This is a genomic window from Pectobacterium atrosepticum, assembly GCA_019056595.1.
GTDB classification, from domain to species: domain Bacteria; phylum Pseudomonadota; class Gammaproteobacteria; order Enterobacterales; family Enterobacteriaceae; genus Pectobacterium; species Pectobacterium atrosepticum.
On the sequence record CP036163.1, the window covers coordinates 1675077 to 1692896 of the forward strand.

A 17820-nucleotide genomic window follows, 5' to 3' on the forward strand; every position below is an offset into this window, starting at 1 on the left:
CTGTACGGTTTAAGATAATTCCCTATTCTTTTTATTCTCTATTTTGCTCTACTTAAGCAGCCAAGACGAAAAGGACGTTGTCTTAACGTGAAGCTCTCAATAATACGTTGTCGACGACAAGATTATTGTTAGCGTAGTCATAACGCGCTGTAAGAGGAAATACACCATGAATATGAAACCATTGTTTTTAGGCTTAATACTGGGAACCAGTTACATTGGCATGGCGGCAGCAAATGACCTGGATTCAACCCGAGCATCGGCGGAATCTGCCTTCAGCCACGATCGTGTTGAAGCGAGAGAAAAAGCGTCAGAAGCGCGAACTAAAGCGCATGAGCATGAAACTCAGGCGCGGGAAAAAGCGAATGATTTCAAAGCCGATCTAAAATCAAGGGAGCCAGAAGCCCGAGAAAAAGCAGACAAAGTCAACGCTGATGTAAAATCCAGAGAATCCGAAGTCAGAAAAGACGCCGAAAAAAGCTGGGCTGATGCCAAAACGAAAGCAGATAATTTTAACAGCCGAGCGGAAAAACAGGCTCACGAAACTGCCAACTCAATCCATAACGCCACAGAGAAGCATCAACGTTAATATGAAATAATGTATTTTTGAAACAAAGGATAAATAATTATCCTCCGATAGCAAGACAGACTATGGATCTGTGAAATATCGCACAAAGCATAGTTTGTTACTATTGGAGGATATTTTTCTGATGCAGTTATTTTATTGCATTTATATTTTCGCATTAAATTTCAATTTAAATAACGATGGCGCAGCAGAGCAATACAGTTGAAATAAATACTTTTATCGGAATAAAAATAATTGCTGCGCATCTCTTTGAGATGCGCAGCAATTCATCGATTAGGCACGAATCAAATCATCACCATAACCAATCCACTTATAGGTGGTCAGCGCTTCCAGCCCCATTGGACCACGAGCGTGCAATTTCTGGGTACTGACCGCCACTTCCGCGCCCAGACCAAACTGGCCACCGTCGGTGAAGCGCGTACTGGCGTTGACATACACCGCTGAGGAATCCACTTCACGCACGAAGCGCTCCGCATTGCTCAAGGAGCGTGTCAGAATCGCATCAGAGTGCTGCGTACCATGTTCGCGGATATGGGCAACCGCCGCATCCAGATCGTCCACCAGCGTGACGTTCAGGTCGTTAGAGAGCCATTCATCGTTGTAGTTGGCGTCTTCCACAGCAACGACGTTAGCCGGGCCACCGGTCAGGTAAGGCATTGCTGAAGGGCTAGCGTGTAACGTAACGCCCGACGCCGCCATTTTCTTGCTCAGTTCAGGCAGGAAACGCTCGGCAATGCTTCGATTGACTAACAGCGTTTCCAGGCTGTTACAGGCGCTAGGGCGCTGCACCTTGGCACTTTCAATAACCGTCAACGCCTTGTCGAAATCGATGCTGTCATCGGCATAGATGTGACACACGCCGATACCACCAGTGATCACCGGAATCGTCGATTGTTCACGACACAGCTTATGCAAGCCTGCGCCCCCACGTGGAATCAGCATATCCACGTAGCGATCCAGCTTCAGCAGTTGATTGACTAGCTCGCGATCCGGGCTTTCAATCGCCTGCACCGCAGCAGCTGGCAGGCCACACTGCGAAAGCGCCTGCTGAATGACTTTTACCGTAGCCGCATTGGTGCGGTACGTCTCTTTGCCACCGCGCAGAATTACCGCATTACCGGTTTTCAGGCACAGGGAAGCCACGTCAATGGTGACGTTCGGGCGCGCTTCATAAATTACGCCAACCACGCCCAGCGGCACGCGGCGACGCTCTAACTTCAGCCCGTTATCCAGCATGTTGCCGTCAATCACCTGCCCTACCGGATCGGTCAAGCGACACACCTGGCGCACATCGCTGGCAATCGCACTCAGTCTTTCCTGCGTTAAAAGCAGACGATCCAGTAACGCCTCGCTCATGCCATTTTGGCGTGCATCGGCTAAATCCAGCGCGTTAGCCGCCAGAATCGTTGCACTCTCAGCTTCCAGCAAATCTGCAATTGTCAGCAGCGCACGATCTTTCTGAGCCGTGCTCAAGACCGACAGTTGATAAGAGGCCGCTTTTGCCGCTTTACCCATTTGTTCCAGCATCGCGAACTCCTTAATTGATAATCATATCGTCGCGATGGATAGCCACCGGACCATATTCGTAGCCAAGAATCTCGGCAATCTGTTGAGAATGATGTCCGGCAATCAGGCGCAGCGCATCGCTGTTGTAACGCGTCACGGCATGCGCCACATCGCGGCCCGCTAGGCTACGCACGCGAATCACTTCGCCACGAGAGAAATTGCCTTCTACCGTGCGGATACCTTTAGGCAGCAGCGAGCTACCGCGTTCGAGGATCGCCGAAAGCGCGCCGTCATCGACGGTGATTTCCCCCGCCGGTGGTGCACCAAAAATCCAGTGTTTGCGGCTTTCCAGCGGCGTATCCAGTGCATGAAAACGTGTTCCGACGGAAATATCAGCAATCACATCGCCAATCACGCCCGGTTTGCTGCCTGCGGCAATCACCACGTCGATGCCGGCGCGACAGGCCACATCGGCAGCCTGCAACTTAGTCGACATGCCGCCCGTTCCGAGGCCAGACACGCTGTCACCCGCAATACTGCGCAGCGCATCGTTGATGCCGGTCACTTCACGGATCAGTTCCGCATCAGGATTATTACGCGGATCGGCGGTAAACAGCCCCGCCTGATCGGTTAGCAACAGTAGCTTATCCGCATCGGCCAGAATCGCGGCCAGCGCGGACAGGTTGTCGTTATCGCCGACCTTGATCTCAGCGGTCGCAACCGCATCGTTTTCATTAATCACTGGAACGATGTTGTTATCCAGCAGCGCCCGCATGGTGTCACGTGCATTGAGGAAACGCTCACGATCTTCCATATCCGCACGCGTCAGCAGCATCTGCCCGACGTGGATACCGTAGATGGAAAACAGCTGTTCCCACAGTTGAATCAGGCGGCTTTGGCCCACGGCGGCCAGCAGTTGTTTGGTTGCAATCGTGGCCGGGAGTTCGGGGTAGCCCAAATGTTCGCGCCCAGCAGCAATCGCCCCTGAGGTGACAATAACAATCCGGTGCCCTGCCGCATGTTGCTGCGCGCACTGGCGCACCAGTTCAACAATGTGAGCACGGTTAAGACGGCGTGAACCGCCGGTTAACACGCTGGTGCCCAGTTTCACAACCAAAGTCTGGCTGCCGCTCATAATTTCTCTGCCGTTGGATGTCAAAAAATAAGAATAAGGAAAACGTTGTAACAGGACAGGCGCGTTATGCCAACAGGCATAACGCGAAAACCTGCGAATAAATCGGGGATCGTCAAGGAAGTATCACGGTCGTGCGACGAGGGTACAGGCGGGTTCCAGTGAGCGCAGCAATTTCTCTAGTCGAACATGGAAAGCCTGTTTGGCATTTTCTACCTGTTCAATCACGGCTTTGCCCTTAATTTTTTCCTCACGCCAGTTACCCTGTTTATCAAACAGACCATAGTGATACTCATAGGAAAAGGCTTTCCCGGTATCTTCCAAATTCAGCCACCAGCCCCAGAACTCACGCTCTTCCGGTGCTGGCTTGATATTGACGCAAACCGCCAGGCAATCAAAGAAGAATGCGGTATCCTCGCACTGCGCTTCACGGATATAAGGCCCCAACGCCGTAAAATTTTTCATCAGTCTGCTTTTGGGGTGTCCACTCGGTAACATCATCTACGATCTCCTCTGGTTGAACATTCTTTTTAGCAGAGAATGGCAATTTATCAACCACCTGGCATAAGGTTACTGTTCAGTGCTCAAGTGTTTATTCATCATGATCAACACACTTTATCCTGCAACCACCTGCTAATTTGCTGTAGTGCGCGATCAAAATTCTGATACACCGGAGAGAAATTAACCGGCATCAGCTTACCTTGTGCGGATGAATTCACAATCAGGCTGGCCTCTTCTTTCGGACATAGCAGATCGTTCTCCCAATAGCCCGCCAGCATCGGCGTCGGGCAGCGACGTCCCAGCAGCCCCTGCGTTTTCAGCGAATAACGTCCAAGCTCGGTTTTCAGCGACGCATCCGTTGAGAACGGCATACCCAACCGACTCGCCAGCACATCCATAAACATATCCGGCACCTGCTGCTGGCGATTAGGATCGCTTAACAGATGATGCACCACTGGGCCGAGACAGGCCACGCCGCGTAAGCGCTGTGATTCCAGATAAGCCAGACGCACAGCAATATTGGCACCAAAACGGAAACCAAATGCAGTAACGCGGCAGTGATCGACCCACGGGACATCCGGCAGCGCACGCAAGACTTGCTGATGAAGAAAACTGGAATCCTGAGTCAACTTCCAGCGGGAAGAGAACCCAACAGAGGGAACATCAATCGTCAACATCGCCATACCCGCTGGCGCAAAATAGTCCTGAAACAGGCGGTGATAATCGCTCTGCAACGTTTCCAGGCTGCCGCACATGAGGACGGTCGGAAAAGGGGCTTTTCCTTGCGATGGCATATGCAGAAAGCCAGTCAGCGTGCCGCCGCCAGCAATAGGAAAGGTCAGTTCTTTGAGTTCGTAAGGCAGGTACTTAGCGGCTTCTTCATAGGCGCGATTTGCCAGCGTTTGCGCCTGTTCAGCCAGCTCATCGCCTTTAATATGCGGATACGCAGCGATGCTGTAGAGGTTGGCCGCATTCAACCAAAATTGTCCGGTTTGCGCGTCATCACCACTTTCTGTTGCCCGCTGCTGCCAGTCTGCGCCTTGCTTCGCCCATTCATAAATCCAGTTACCGCCTCGGTAGCCGATCACCGTATCGAGCAACTGTTCGTTGCTTCGGTCAGCCTGGCTGGCGGCGATACGCGACAGTACGTCTTCAATTTCCCACGGGTTGACACCACGCCAAATCCACATCAGTCGGTTAATCATCCGATACCAACTGCTGGTCTTTTCTCCTTCCAGCGTAGAGTGCAGCCCCTGCGTTTCCTGATCGTGTCGCGTACGTCTGACTAACGTCGAGGTTTCTCGATGTTTGAAGGATGGTTTGAATAGCGTTTCAGACAGGTTAGCTTGCGCCACAGCAGCCTCCGTTAATGTGAACCGCCGTTAGCGGACATCAGACGACTTCTTCGTCACCTGCTAAAGTGTAACGAACTCAGGCTAGGGAAGACAAATGCCAACGACAGAAAGACACGATCGGATCAAGCCTACGCCAGAAATCATAAGAGAGTAGAAACAACAATGCCCGGCTAAACCGGGCATTGCAGGAAATCGATTGAATTATCGCTCAGGCGATTAACGGCCAGACAAAGGCGGAACAAATACCACGCACATATCCCACGGCTGTTCAATCCACGTATCCTGCGGGATATCAATGACGTAGTCGTCAACCAGTGGCTGACCAGCAGGTTTGGCGAAAATGGTCACAAAGTGCGCTTTCGGATACATATCACGAATCGCTTTTGCCGTCCCACCGGTATCAACCAAATCGTCAACCACGATAAATCCTTCGCCATCACCCTCGGCACGCTTGATCACTTTCATTTCGCGCTGGTTGTCATGGTCATAACTGGAGATGCAAACGGTATCAACGTGACGAATGCCAAGCTCACGCGCCAGCAGCGCGCCAGGAACCAGGCCACCGCGGCTTACAGCAATGATGCCTTTCCATTGTTCGGCAGGCAGTAAACGCTGTGCCAGTTTGCGGGCATGAATTTGCAACATATCCCAGGTTACGACGTACTTTTCGCTCATAAAATATATCCCAGCCGAATAAAAACCGGCTTAAGTTGAGTCTGAGAGGGGGAAAAAGGTTGCGCGAGATTATAGATAGCCAACAACATAAAAACCAGTTTTTCTCAACGCAAGAACCGAGTTTTTCCTGACAACCTGCCCCTGCCAAGCCTGCTGATTCATATTGCAACAAGAAAAGTAAGAGGAGACGACGGCAATTTCCCCTGCTTTGATGGAAAATGATATTCTCTTGTGACACGCCACGTTACGTGGCTAACTGCGATCAACTTTTAACCTCTAGCCCTTATATACTCTAAATAATTCGAGTTTCAGGAAGGCGGCAAGCGAAGGAATCCCGATGAGCTTACTCAGGTAAGTGATTCGGGTGACTGAACGTAGCCAACGCACATGCAACTTGAAGTATGACGAGTATAAGTAGGGTGCTAAAAAGGAGACTGAAATAGTGTCTGAATTGTCTCAACTTTCCCCCCAGCCTCTGTGGGATATTTTCGCCAAGATCTGTTCTATCCCGCACCCTTCTTATCATGAAGAAGCGCTGGCCGCGCACATTCTGGAATGGGCTAAAGAGAAAGGCATCTATGCCGAGCGCGATCAGGTTGGCAATATTCTGCTGCGCAAAGCGGCAACCGCAGGCATGGAAAATCGCAAACCTGTCGTGTTGCAGGCGCATCTGGACATGGTGCCGCAGAAAAACAACGACACCGTGCATGATTTCACCACCGATCCGATCCAACCTTACGTTGACGGTGAATGGCTGAAAGCGCGCGGTACCACGCTGGGCGCGGATAACGGTATTGGCATGGCTTCCGCGCTGGCGGTGCTGGCCGATCCGAGCGTCGAGCACGGTCCGCTGGAAGTGCTGCTGACCATGACGGAAGAAGCGGGTATGGATGGCGCGTTTGGCCTGCAACCTAACTGGCTTCAGGGCGAAATCCTGATCAACACCGATTCGGAAGAAGAAGGCGAGATCTACATGGGTTGCGCGGGTGGTATTGATTTCATTACCCGTCTGCCGCTGGTACGTGAAGTGCCACCAGCCGGTTACCAAACGCTGAAGCTGACGATTAAAGGACTGAAAGGCGGCCACTCCGGCGGCGACATTCATCTGGGACTGGGCAACGCCAACAAATTGCTGGCACGTTTCCTGTTCGAGCAGGCGGAAGCGTTGGATATCCGCATTCTCGATCTGAACGGTGGCACGCTGCGTAACGCGATTCCACGTGAAGCTTTCGCAACGCTGTCACTGCCTGCCGCTAATGTCGAGCAGTTGAAGACGCTGAGCCAGGACTATCTGGCCGTGTTGAAGAATGAGCTGTCTGCGGTTGAGAAAAACCTGACCGTGCTGGTGGAAGCCAACGACAGCAACGAACATCCACTGACGCAAGACAGCCGCGACCGTCTGCTGGGGCTGCTCAACGCGACGCCGAACGGCGTGATCCGTATGAGCGACGACGTCAAAGGCGTGGTGGAAACCTCACTGAACCTTGGTGTTGTCACCATGGAAGACGATCATGCGGAAATTATCTGCCTGATTCGTTCGCTGATCGACAGCGGTAAAGACGCCGTAGTCGGTACGCTGACAGCTCTGGGCCAATTGGCTGGTGCGAAAACGTCACCGAAAGGCGGCTACCCAGGCTGGCAGCCGGATGCGCATTCGCCAGTAATGGCGCTGGTTCGCGAAACGTATCAGAAGCAGTTCAATAAGACGCCGAACATCATGGTGATTCACGCAGGGCTGGAATGTGGCCTGTTCAAAAAACCGTACCCAGACATGGATATGGTCTCCATTGGGCCGACCATCACCGGACCGCACTCACCGGATGAACAAGTTCATATCGGCAGCGTCGATCTGTACTGGAAATTGCTCACAGAACTGCTGAAAGCGATTCCACCACGCGCCTAATCGTATTGCTGTAAAACCGAGGCGACGGATATCCGTCGCCTTTTTATTCCCAGCCAGTCACCATTATCCCCAATCAAACACCAGTTGGCGCTCAATTTGCGGATCGAGTAGCGTCACATGTAGCCCAACCAGCCGGACGCCTCTGGATTTACGCCGCTCCTGCCAGGTTTGTTGCGCCAACTTCAACAGATCCTGTTTATTCAACATCGGCCACACATGTTCCTGCGTCGTTTGCTGAAAATCATCAAACTTGAGTTTTACCCCCTGACGCGCAATATGCAGATCGGGTTTCACCCGTTTCAGACGAACTTCCAACTCCTGATAAAGTTGTTCGATCAGGTTTTCACACTGATCCCAGTTGTGGATATCCTGCGCCAGCGTCTTCTCTACTCCGACTGATTTCCTCTGCCGATCCGGTGAAATCTGCCGATCGTCAATCCCCTGACATCGCTCCCACAGCACACGGCCAAACTTGCCGAACGCTTTAAGCAGATCCGCCAACGCATATACCCGCACATCGGCACAGGTATGCAGGCCACGTTCTTCCAGCCGTTTCGCCGTCACTTTCCCGACGCCGGGAATCTTCTCCAGAGGCAGCGCGAGAAGGAAATCATCCACCTGCTCCGGTGTAATCACATATTGTCCATTCGGCTTATTTAACTCAGACGCGACCTTCGCCAGAAACTTGATCGGCGCAATGCCTGCTGAAGCAGTGAGATTCAGCTCATCCGCAATCGTTCGGCGGATTTCTTCCGCGATCCGCGTCGCCGAACCGTTGCAGTGCGGGCTATCGGTGACATCCAGATAGGCTTCATCCAGAGAAAGTGGTTCGATCAATGAGGTATAGCGGGAGAAAATCTCGCGAATTTGGCGCGAAGTGGACTTATACACCTCCATACGCCCCGGTAACAACGTGAGGTGCGGACACAGGCGCAGTGCGGTTGCCGTCGCCATCGCACTGCGGACACCGTAGCGTCGGGCAGGATAGTTAGCTGTACTAATAACACCACGTCGATCGGCGCTTCCACCAATCGCCAGAGGAATATCGCGCAGGCGCGGGTTATCACGCATCTCAATTGCTGCGTAGAAGCAGTCCATATCAACATGAATGATTTTGCGCATACTGGCCCTCTGACGATACTGTATGAATATACAGATCAAAGTCAGTGTAGACAAGTTGCGCGATGCTTGCCGTGTTTACTGCATGATGAGCATCACCAGCTTAACTTCCCCATGTCCGGCAGGATGGAAAGTCTGTTGATGATAGGCCACATCACCAAGCAAAGGATGATGAAAACGTCGTTCGCCGCCTTCACGGGCGGTTACCGCCTGCTGTGACCACCAGAGGTTGAACTCGCGACTTTCTTCACACAGCGCCATCACGATTTGCCGAACGGACTCAGTTGGCGCGTAGTGACTTGATTCCGCACGAAACTCTGCCACCACGCGCTTTGCTCGTTCCGGCCAGTCCACCACCAGCGATCGTGCCAGTGGATTAAGAAACATGAAACGCAGCAGATTCGATTCGGGATCGTTTCCCAACCACCCGGCAAACAGCTGTTCCGACGGCGCATTCCACGCGAGCATATTCCAGCAACCATCCAGAAGATACGCAGGGCAAGCAATGTGGTGCAGGCTAGCGGCAACCTGTGCATCCAGCGACGTTGCCCTATTCTGCTTCAGAGGATCTTTAACGCCAGCAAGACTAAAAAGGTAGTCATGCTCGGCGGGTTCCAGTTTTAATGCCTGAGATAAACGGGTCAACGCGGAGGCCGAAGCAGACACATCACGCCCCTGCTCAATCCAGGTATACCAAGTGGTGCTGATTCGGGCGATTTGCGCCAATTCTTCGCGGCGCAATCCGCTGGTGCGCCGCCGCCCAGAGGCAGGCAGACCGACCATTTCCGGCGTTGTCCGCTCACGCAGCGCCCGTAAGAAAGCCCCCAGCGCTTTTGGACCACTCAGAGAATTGGCAGACATCAGCGTATTTGTAGACATAACCAAGTGTCCTTTTCATCTCGTTCGTCTAGGTGACTTACGATGACAGTTGCATGGATGACAGCGGCATTAATGAAAAACGTGCTAATCAAACAGGGAGTATTTTATACCCGTATAAATGCTCATATTGTACCCGTATTTTTCCCTGATTATAGTGTTCCTAGACTAAGGTCTTCTTTACTGGCAGGCGCGCCGCCATTTAACCATGATGAAACGAGAATAATTCAGATAAAGCGGGAGCAATAATGGAAGAGAAACAGAATCATAATCGTCGCGTCGAACACCAGTTCGGCTCACAGGCGCAGAACTACCTGACCAGCGCGGTACATGCGCAAGGCAAAGATTTAACCCGGCTGGCCACGTTATTGGCCCCTTTCCCGCAGGCACGCGTGATCGATGTTGGCTGCGGTGCCGGACATGCCAGCTTCGTCGCCGCACAGGCCGTCGCGGAGGTTGTCGCCTATGACCTGTCATCCCAAATGCTGGACGTGGTCAGTCAGGCCGCTGCGCAAAAAGGACTGAACAATATCCGCGTTCAACAAGGCGTAGCCGAGTCTTTACCGTTCGATAACGGCAGTGCGGACATCATCATCAGCCGTTATTCCGCCCATCACTGGCATGATGTCGGGCAGGCATTACGTGAAATGCGGCGCGTGCTGAAACCGGGCGGTCGCGTGATCATGATGGATGTCGTTTCGCCCGGCCATCCGTTGTTGGACACCTATCTGCAGACGGTAGAGAAGTTGCGCGACACCTCACATGTGCGCAACTACGCGCCGGGCGAATGGCTGAGTCTGTTTACAGAAGCGGGGTTTATCGTGCGTAACGTCACCAGCGACAGGTTGACGCTGGAATTCAGCAGTTGGATCGCACGTATGCGTACGCCAGAACATTTCACTGTCGCTATTCGCGAGTTGCAGAAAACACTGGCGGACGAGGTTGTACAGCATTTTGAGGTACAGTCAGACGGTTCCTTTGTCACCGACATTATGATGATAGAAGCCACCCGCGCCTGATTCGCTTTTCTCCGCCATTAGCGACGTAAAAAAGATCTCAAATTGGGCGGCCCGCATCCTTTCGGGCCGTTTTTTGTAAATGTTATTTCTTAGCGCTTTTCAACGCTTGATTAATATGAAACCAATGATAATGTGATTCCGTTTTCGTCGTTATCTATTTGGCGACGAAATACAGAACGATAACGGTCGCCCAACATTTACGCTATAACAGCAGTAGCGCTACAGGGATGCCGCATGTATACCCTAAATAATTCGAGTTTCAGGAAGGCGGCAAGAGAAGAAATCCCGATGAGCTTACTCAGGTAAGTGATTCGGGTGACTGAACGTAGCCAACGCACATGCAACTTGAAGTATGACGGGTGTAGCACAGCAATTTTATTATCAGGAACCATAATGCAAAAAATCGCGCTGTCGTTTGCGATGTTGTTTTTTTTGCCTTCTCTTGTTGTTACCAGCGCCGCCAGCGAGATCGCACCGCCGCTTGCGCCGATAGCAAAAGAATTAAAACAGCAATTATTAGGCTCTCCGATCTATATTCAGATCTTTAAAGAAGAGCGAATATTCGAACTTTATGCGAAAGTCGGCAACGAATATCGTTTATTGGAACAATATCCAATTTGTAAATATTCGGGCGGATTAGGGCCAAAACGTGTTGAAGGCGATTTAAAAAGCCCGGAAGGCTTCTATCAGGTCGATTTGCGCCAGCTCAAGCCAGACAGCCAATATTACCGCGCGATCAATATCGGTTTCCCCAACGACTATGATAAATCACAGGGATATTCTGGTCGCTATTTAATGATCCACGGTGAATGTGTCTCGGTTGGCTGCTATGCCATGACCAACAACTATATGGATGAGATTTATCGCTATGCCGACGCGGCGCTACGCCACGGTCAGGCGAAAATTGATATCGCCATCTATCCGTTCCGCATGACGGAACAGAACATGCAACGCCACCGTAGTTCTACCTACGCCAGCTTCTGGAAGCAGCTTCAGCCGGGGTACACCTATTTTAATCAGCATAATCAGCCACCGGCCATCACGGTTTTTAACGGGCAATACGTCGTTAATCCACCGTTAATGACCAGCCAGCCGACGTTAAAGTATGCGCTCGCCGAAACAAAATAGAACGAATTCACCTGGCATAATCTGATGCCAGGATTCGTTACCCGTTAGCGGCTGCGTCGCCAGCACGGTGACGACATCATTGGGTGTCGTCTGCTGCTGGAAATCAATCTCCACATCCTGATCCAACAGCGTCGCTTTACCAAACGGCGCGCGGCGGGTGATCCAGTAGAGTTTGGTTGAGCAATATCCCATCACAAAGCGCCCGTCCGACAGCAGCATGTTAAACACGCCCTTCTCACGCAGGACATCCGCCTGTTTAGCAATATAACGGAATACCGCAGGCCAGTTACCCGGCGTGCGCGGATAGCGCTCGGACAGTTGGGACAGTAGCCAGCAGAAAGCAAATTCGCTGTCCGTCTGGCCGACAGGGCGAAACATACCCGTCTTAAGCGAATGGTAACCTTTCAGTTGCCCATTGTGGGCGTACGTCCAGTTTCGCCCCCATAGCTCGCGAGTAAAGGGATGGGTATTTTCCAGCGACACCGCGCCGCGATTTGCCTGTCGAATATGTGAAATCACCGCACAGGATTTGATCGGGTAATCCTGCACCAGTCGGGCAATCGGCGAGTTATAGCTTGGCAGCGGATCTTTGAACGTACGACAGCCGTTCCCTTCATAAAAGGTAATTCCCCAGCCATCCCGATGCGGCCCGGTGTTCCCACCGCGTTGTATCAGCCCAGTAAAGCTAAAGCAGATATCCGTCGGTACATTCGCGCTCATCCCCAGCAGTTCACACATCTGACTTCCTACCCTTCCCTTCTCGTCATATTTCAAGTTGCCTATGCGTTGGCGACCTGAAACTCGAACTATGTGGAGCCTATTAATGCGGCTTACTGATCCGCCATCTCTTTTTCAATCAGTTGAATCAGGATGTGAATCGCTTTGATATGGATTTCCTGAATACGGTCGGCATAACCGAAGTGCGGAACACGGATTTCCACATCGGCCGATCCCGCCATTTTTCCGCCGTCTTTCCCCGTTAGCGTAATGACCTTCATGCCTTTCGCTTTTGCCGCAGCAATCGCTTTAATGATATTGCCAGAATTACCAGAAGTGGAAATCCCCAGCAGCACATCACCTTCACGTCCCAGCGACTCAACGTAACGGGAGAAGACAAAATCGTAGCCAAAATCGTTGCTGACACAAGACAGGTGACTTGGATCGGAAATCGCAATGGCCGGATAGCCCGGACGATTCTCACGGTAGCGACCCGTCAGCTCTTCGGCAAAGTGCATCGCATCACAGTGTGAGCCACCGTTACCGCAGGAAATCACTTTACCACCCGCTTTAAAAGCGTTAGCCAGCAGTACCGCAGCGTTTTGAATCGACTGAATGTTTGCATCATCACTCAAGAAATTATTCAGTGTTTCTGCTGCTTCTTTCAGTTCACTACGGATTAAATCCTGGTACATGGAATCCTCTCATTTTGTCTGGTGACAGTATCATCTTCTGCATGCAGTGTAGCGGATTGAACAAATAGCGAGAAGCGCGTAATCACGGGATCGAGAGGATCGCTGATGCCCGTCAGAAAACTTACGACTGCCGCTCGGTTTGTGAAGTGAGTTGTAATTATGATGTAAACGAATTGATAAAAATAATCAGATAAACTACAACAAATATAAGCAACAGGTCAGACCTCTTACAACATTGACCTCTTACGCCTTATTTCACTAATGAAACGGTTCTCGCTTTCCACTATCACTCGGTGGAAGGGGGGAAACCCTTAATTCGATCACAATGCTGGAGACACGTTATGGTTGCTGTCAGTATCCTCCTCCTACTGATTATCATCGGAGCGATGTTTTACCATCGGCTCAGTCTGCTGCTCGGCAGCGCCATCCTGCTGGCCTACTTCGCCGCCATGTCCGCCATGCTGCTGTGGCCCATCTGGCTGATGGTTCCGCTCGTGATTCTGCTGATTCCGATTACGGTTCCCGCCGTGCGTCAAAAGCTGGTTTCCGCTTCCGCGCTGCGCATGTTCCAGAAGGTCATGCCGCCGATGTCGAACACGGAAAAAGAAGCGATCGATGCAGGAACAACCTGGTGGGAAGGCGATCTATTTCGCGGCGCGCCAGACTGGAAAAAGCTGCATAACTACCCACGCCCGCAGCTGACGGCTGAAGAGCAGGCGTTTATCGACGGGCCAGTTGAAGAAGCCTGTCGAATGGCTAACGACTTTGAAATCACCCATGAACGTGCCGATATTCCACCGGAATTGTGGGCGTTTTTAAAAGAACATCGTTTCTTCGCCATGATCATTAAAAAGCAATACGGTGGGCTGGAATTCTCCGCCTATGCACAAGCGCAGGTGCTGCAAAAACTGTCGGGCGTCTCCAGTATTGTGGCGATCACCGTCGGCGTTCCCAACTCACTCGGCCCCGGCGAGCTGCTGCAACACTACGGTACAGAAGCGCAAAAAGATCACTACCTGCCACGTCTGGCACGCGGTCAGGAAGTCCCCTGTTTTGCGCTGACCAGCCCGGAGGCCGGATCTGATGCGGGCTCGATTCCCGATACCGGCATTGTCTGCTACGGCAACTGGCACGGGGAACAGGTCGTGGGCATGCGCCTGACCTGGAATAAACGCTATATCACACTCGCGCCGGTCGCCACCGTGCTCGGGCTGGCCTTTAAGCTGTACGATCCCGACCACCTGCTAGGTGATGAGGATGACGTAGGGATTACCTGTGCGTTAATTCCGACGGATACCGACGGCGTTAAAATCGGCCGCCGCCATTTCCCGCTGAACATTCCGTTCCAAAACGGGCCGACGCAGGGCGAGAACATTTTTGTTCCGCTGGATTACATCATTGGTGGTGCGAAGATGGCAGGTCAGGGCTGGCGTATGCTGATGGAGTGCCTGTCAGTTGGGCGCGGCATTACGCTACCGTCCAATTCCACCGGCGGGTTGAAATCGATTGCCCTCGGCATCGGTGCTTACGCCCATATCCGCCGTCAGTTCAAAATCTCCATCGGTAAGATGGAAGGTATCGAAGAACCGCTGGCACGTATCGCGGGTAACGCTTACGTGATGGATGCCGCTGCAACGCTGATTACTAGCGGCATCATGCAGGGTGAAAAACCGGCGGTGCTTTCCGCTATCGTCAAATATCACTGTACCCACCGTGGTCAGCGCAGCGTGCTGGATGCGATGGATATCGCCGGGGGCAAAGGTATCTGTCTCGGCCCGTCCAACTTCCTTGCGCGCAGCTATCAGGGCGCACCGATTGCCATCACCGTGGAAGGGGCGAACATCCTGACGCGCAGTATGATTATCTTCGGCCAAGGTGCAATCCGCTGTCATCCTTATGTACTGGAAGAAATGGCAGCCGCGCAGGACAACGATGTGCCACGCTTTGACCGTGCGCTGGTTGGGCACATCGGCCATGTCGGCAGTAACAAGGTGCGCAGCTTCTGGCTTGGTTTAACCAATGGCCGCCTGAGCAGTGCGCCGGTGAACGACAAAACGCGCCACTACTACCAACAGCTCAACCGACTCAGCGCGAATCTCGCTCTGCTAGCGGATGTGTCGATGGCGGTACTGGGCGGTAGCCTGAAGCGTCGTGAGCGTATCTCGGCACGTTTAGGGGATATTCTCAGCCAGCTCTATTTAGCCTCTGCGACGCTGAAACGCTATGAGGACGAAGGACGTCAGAAAGCGGATCTACCGCTGGTGCACTGGGGCGTGCAGGACAGTCTGCATCAGGCAGAGCAGGCGCTGGACGATCTACTGCGCAATTTCCCGAATCGCGTAGTGGCAGGGCTGCTGACCTTCATTATCTTCCCACTGGGTCTACGCTGCCCTGCGCCATCTGATCGCCTCGACCATGAGGTCGCGAAGATTCTGCAAACGCCATCGGAAACGCGCAGTCGTCTGGGACGCGGCCAATATCTGGCTGCCAGTGAGCACAACCCTGTCGGGCTGCTGGAAGAAGCCTTGCGGGATATCATCGCAGCCGAGCCGATTTACCAACGCCTGTCGAAGGCCAGCGATAAACCGCTGCCATTCATGCGATTGGATCAACTGGCAGAGCAAGCGCTGATCGAAGGTCAGATTACCGCAGAAGAAGCGGGCATTTTGACCAAAGCCGAAGCCAGCCGCTTACGTTCTATTAATGTGGATGACTTTGCGTTCGACGCACTGGCCGCCAACAAGCCCACGTCCGTACCGCAGTCGGAAAGAAAAACCGAAGCAGCATAAATAGAATCAGGCCGCCAATATGGCGGCCTGATCTTTCCTTTACATACTCATCAGTTGTAAAATCGACGTCATCTTTCCTTCTGAATGAAACCCTACACATGGCTTACATCCCCAAGAACTACGCCAGACTCGAAAGCGGCTACCGCGAAAAAGCGCTCAAACTTTTCCCGTGGGTGTGTGGTCGTTGTTCACGCGAATTCGTCTATTCCAACCTGCGTGAATTAACCGTTCACCACATCGATCACGATCACGGCAATAACCCGGAAGACGGCAGTAACTGGGAAATGCTGTGCCTCTACTGTCACGACCATGAGCATTCGAAATATACCGATGCGGATATGTACGGTTCGACCGTCGTTGCAGGTGAAGATGCGCAGAAGGATGTTGGGGTTGCCACGCATAATCCTTTCGCGGATTTACAGGCCATGATGAATAAAGGGAAGAAATAGAGATAAGACATCATCGGATTGCCGCTCCCATCCGGTTCGTTGACGGGAGCGGGTCATAGAATAGTGTGCCTAATTAGGCACCGCTCTGTCGTACACGCGCCAGTAGCGCATCCACATCTGCAATATGCGGGGCTGCCAGCACCAACGTCCTGCCCAGCGAAAGAACATGACGCTGACACGCCAGACGGGCATCCGTCTCCTGAATGCTGTCCAGATCCACAACGTGCGCCAGCCCAATCGTGCGGCGAATCAGTTCGGTTCCACAGAATCCAATCGCATCCAGCCAAACCTGCTGTAAAAACAGCGCGGCATAACCCGATTCCGCCAGCGCCGGTTCGCGGCAGTCACTTTCGCTCAGTGCCAGGAAACGTGCGGAAAAGGTCTGCCACAGCGTACGGATATCTTCCAGACGCCGTTCACGCCCTGCCGCCGCCTCACGCGGGGCTAACAGCCCCGGCAGGCCGCAATAATTCAGCAGCAGGTTGCCAATGGCGGTGCCGATGTCAAAACCCATCGGCCCGTAGAAACCGAATTCAGCATCAATCACCTTTAAGCGCCCTTCCGCCACAAAGATCGATCCGCTGTGGATGTCACCGTGCAACAGCGCTTCCGCTTTACTCAGGAAGCGGTGCTTAAGCCCAGCAACCGCAAGCTTCAGCGCTCGATCGTCACGCAATGTCTGCACATCCGGCGTCAGCGCCGCATCAAACTGATTTCTTTCGTGATCGATATAAGGGTCGGTAAAGAAAAGATCTTCGGTAATCTCACACAGTTCAGGGTTAGTGAACTGGCTCACCGCTGCTTTCTTCTCATGCGGGTGCTGATAGAAATCAGACGTATGGAATAACGTTTGTGCCAGATATTCCCCTAACTGCGCCGCCGCCTGAGGATAATCCGCCCCCCTAACCAACTCGCTGCGCCAGATGCGATGATCGGAGAGATCTTCCTGAACCATCACCGCCAGTTCGGGATCGTGATAAAGCACGGTCACGGTATGCTGCGGACAAAAGCGCGCGTGCGTCAGCAACGTTTCGGCCTCAATACGGGCGCGGTCGAGCGTCAGCGGCCAGGATTCCCCGACACAGCGTACGTAGGGCAGCGCCTGTTTAACAATCACCCGGCTGATGCCCGCTTCATCTTTAATTTTAAACACCAGATTCAGATTGCCATCGCCGATCTCTTCTGCGGTTACCAGCGTTTGCGGCTGACTGACACCGCCGTACTGGCGGGCATATTCAACAGCGTCATCCGCCGTAAAAGTGCGGTAAAGTGACATTCCAACTCCTCGCTATTCTTAAATTCAAGATACGGACATAAAAACGTTCGGACGTCTATACATCTATCAGGCATCTTGGCAGAATACGAATATCGAT

The 17820-nt window shown here is 52.5% G+C and carries 16 protein-coding genes; 6 read left to right on the forward strand and 10 right to left on the reverse strand.

All coding sequences use genetic code 11. The features are described from left to right. Nucleotides 1–166: 166 nt before the first annotated feature. Nucleotides 167–586, forward strand: a complete 420-nt coding sequence (locus DCX48_08240; protein ID QXE14487.1) for a hypothetical protein — start codon at nt 167–169, stop codon at nt 584–586. A gap of 270 nt (nt 587–856) precedes the next feature. On the opposite strand, the gene proA is transcribed toward DCX48_08240, so the two are convergent. The 5 genes from proA to DCX48_08265 form a co-directional block, all read right to left on the reverse strand. After that, a complete protein-coding gene (gene proA / locus DCX48_08245; GenBank protein ID QXE14488.1) occupies nt 857–2110 on the reverse strand; it encodes a glutamate-5-semialdehyde dehydrogenase in 1254 nt (417 codons plus the stop codon). 10 nt (nt 2111–2120) lie between these two features. Next, nucleotides 2121–3224, reverse strand: coding sequence for a glutamate 5-kinase (locus DCX48_08250; protein ID QXE14489.1), 1104 nt, complete (start codon nt 3222–3224; stop codon nt 2121–2123). A gap of 123 nt (nt 3225–3347) precedes the next feature. Further along, nucleotides 3348–3722, reverse strand: coding sequence for a sigma factor-binding protein Crl (locus DCX48_08255; GenBank protein ID QXE14490.1), 375 nt, complete (start codon nt 3720–3722; stop codon nt 3348–3350). 104 nt (nt 3723–3826) lie between these two features. Further along, nucleotides 3827–5077 (reverse strand): esterase FrsA, encoded by a 1251-nt coding sequence (gene frsA / locus DCX48_08260; protein QXE14491.1) that lies wholly within the window; start codon nt 5075–5077, stop codon nt 3827–3829. Nucleotides 5078–5293: 216 nt separating this feature from the next. Continuing rightward, nucleotides 5294–5752, reverse strand: coding sequence for a xanthine phosphoribosyltransferase (locus DCX48_08265; protein ID QXE14492.1), 459 nt, complete (start codon nt 5750–5752; stop codon nt 5294–5296). 442 nt (nt 5753–6194) lie between these two features. Here DCX48_08265 and pepD point away from each other — a divergent pair, with 442 nt between their 5' ends. Next, nucleotides 6195–7655, forward strand: a complete 1461-nt coding sequence (gene pepD, locus DCX48_08270) for a beta-Ala-His dipeptidase (GenBank protein QXE14493.1) — start codon at nt 6195–6197, stop codon at nt 7653–7655. A gap of 63 nt (nt 7656–7718) precedes the next feature. Here pepD and DCX48_08275 read toward each other — a convergent pair whose 3' ends face one another. Both DCX48_08275 and DCX48_08280 read right to left on the reverse strand, forming a co-directional pair. Next, the gene (locus DCX48_08275) at nt 7719–8777 is read right to left on the reverse strand and encodes a DNA polymerase IV (GenBank protein QXE14494.1); all 1059 of its coding nucleotides are present in this window, start codon (nt 8775–8777) and stop codon (nt 7719–7721) included. A gap of 75 nt (nt 8778–8852) precedes the next feature. Further along, on the reverse strand, nt 8853–9653 hold the full coding sequence (locus DCX48_08280; protein ID QXE14495.1) for an XRE family transcriptional regulator: 801 nt from the start codon (nt 9651–9653) through the stop codon (nt 8853–8855). 242 nt (nt 9654–9895) lie between these two features. On the opposite strand from DCX48_08280, the gene DCX48_08285 reads away from it, so the two are divergent. Next, nucleotides 9896–10669, forward strand: a complete 774-nt coding sequence (locus tag DCX48_08285; GenBank protein QXE14496.1) for a class I SAM-dependent methyltransferase — start codon at nt 9896–9898, stop codon at nt 10667–10669. A 393-nt stretch (nt 10670–11062) separates the two neighbouring features. After that, on the forward strand, nt 11063–11797 hold the full coding sequence (locus DCX48_08290; GenBank protein ID QXE14497.1) for a murein L,D-transpeptidase: 735 nt from the start codon (nt 11063–11065) through the stop codon (nt 11795–11797). Here DCX48_08290 and DCX48_08295 read toward each other — a convergent pair. Together DCX48_08295 and lpcA are read right to left on the reverse strand one after the other, a co-directional pair. Next, a complete protein-coding gene (locus DCX48_08295) occupies nt 11768–12535 on the reverse strand; it encodes a class II glutamine amidotransferase (protein ID QXE14498.1) in 768 nt (255 codons plus the stop codon). The genes DCX48_08290 and DCX48_08295 overlap by 30 nt on opposite strands. 92 nt (nt 12536–12627) lie before the next feature. Then, entirely contained in the window at nt 12628–13209 is a 582-nt protein-coding gene (gene lpcA, locus DCX48_08300) for a D-sedoheptulose 7-phosphate isomerase (GenBank protein QXE14499.1), read from the reverse strand. A 341-nt stretch (nt 13210–13550) separates the two neighbouring features. Here lpcA and DCX48_08305 point away from each other — a divergent pair, with 341 nt between their 5' ends. Both DCX48_08305 and DCX48_08310 read left to right on the forward strand, forming a co-directional pair. After that, nucleotides 13551–15998, forward strand: a complete 2448-nt coding sequence (locus tag DCX48_08305) for an acyl-CoA dehydrogenase (protein ID QXE14500.1) — start codon at nt 13551–13553, stop codon at nt 15996–15998. Between the two features lie 98 nt (nt 15999–16096). Beyond that, nucleotides 16097–16447 carry an HNH nuclease family protein gene (locus DCX48_08310; GenBank protein ID QXE14501.1) on the forward strand — a complete coding sequence of 117 codons (351 nt, stop codon included), beginning with the start codon at nt 16097–16099 and terminating at the stop codon, nt 16445–16447. 73 nt (nt 16448–16520) lie between these two features. Here the strand turns inward: DCX48_08310 and DCX48_08315 are convergent, their stop codons facing one another. Continuing rightward, on the reverse strand, nt 16521–17723 hold the full coding sequence (locus DCX48_08315; protein QXE14502.1) for an S-methyl-5-thioribose kinase: 1203 nt from the start codon (nt 17721–17723) through the stop codon (nt 16521–16523). Between the last annotated feature and the right edge of the window lie 97 nt (nt 17724–17820).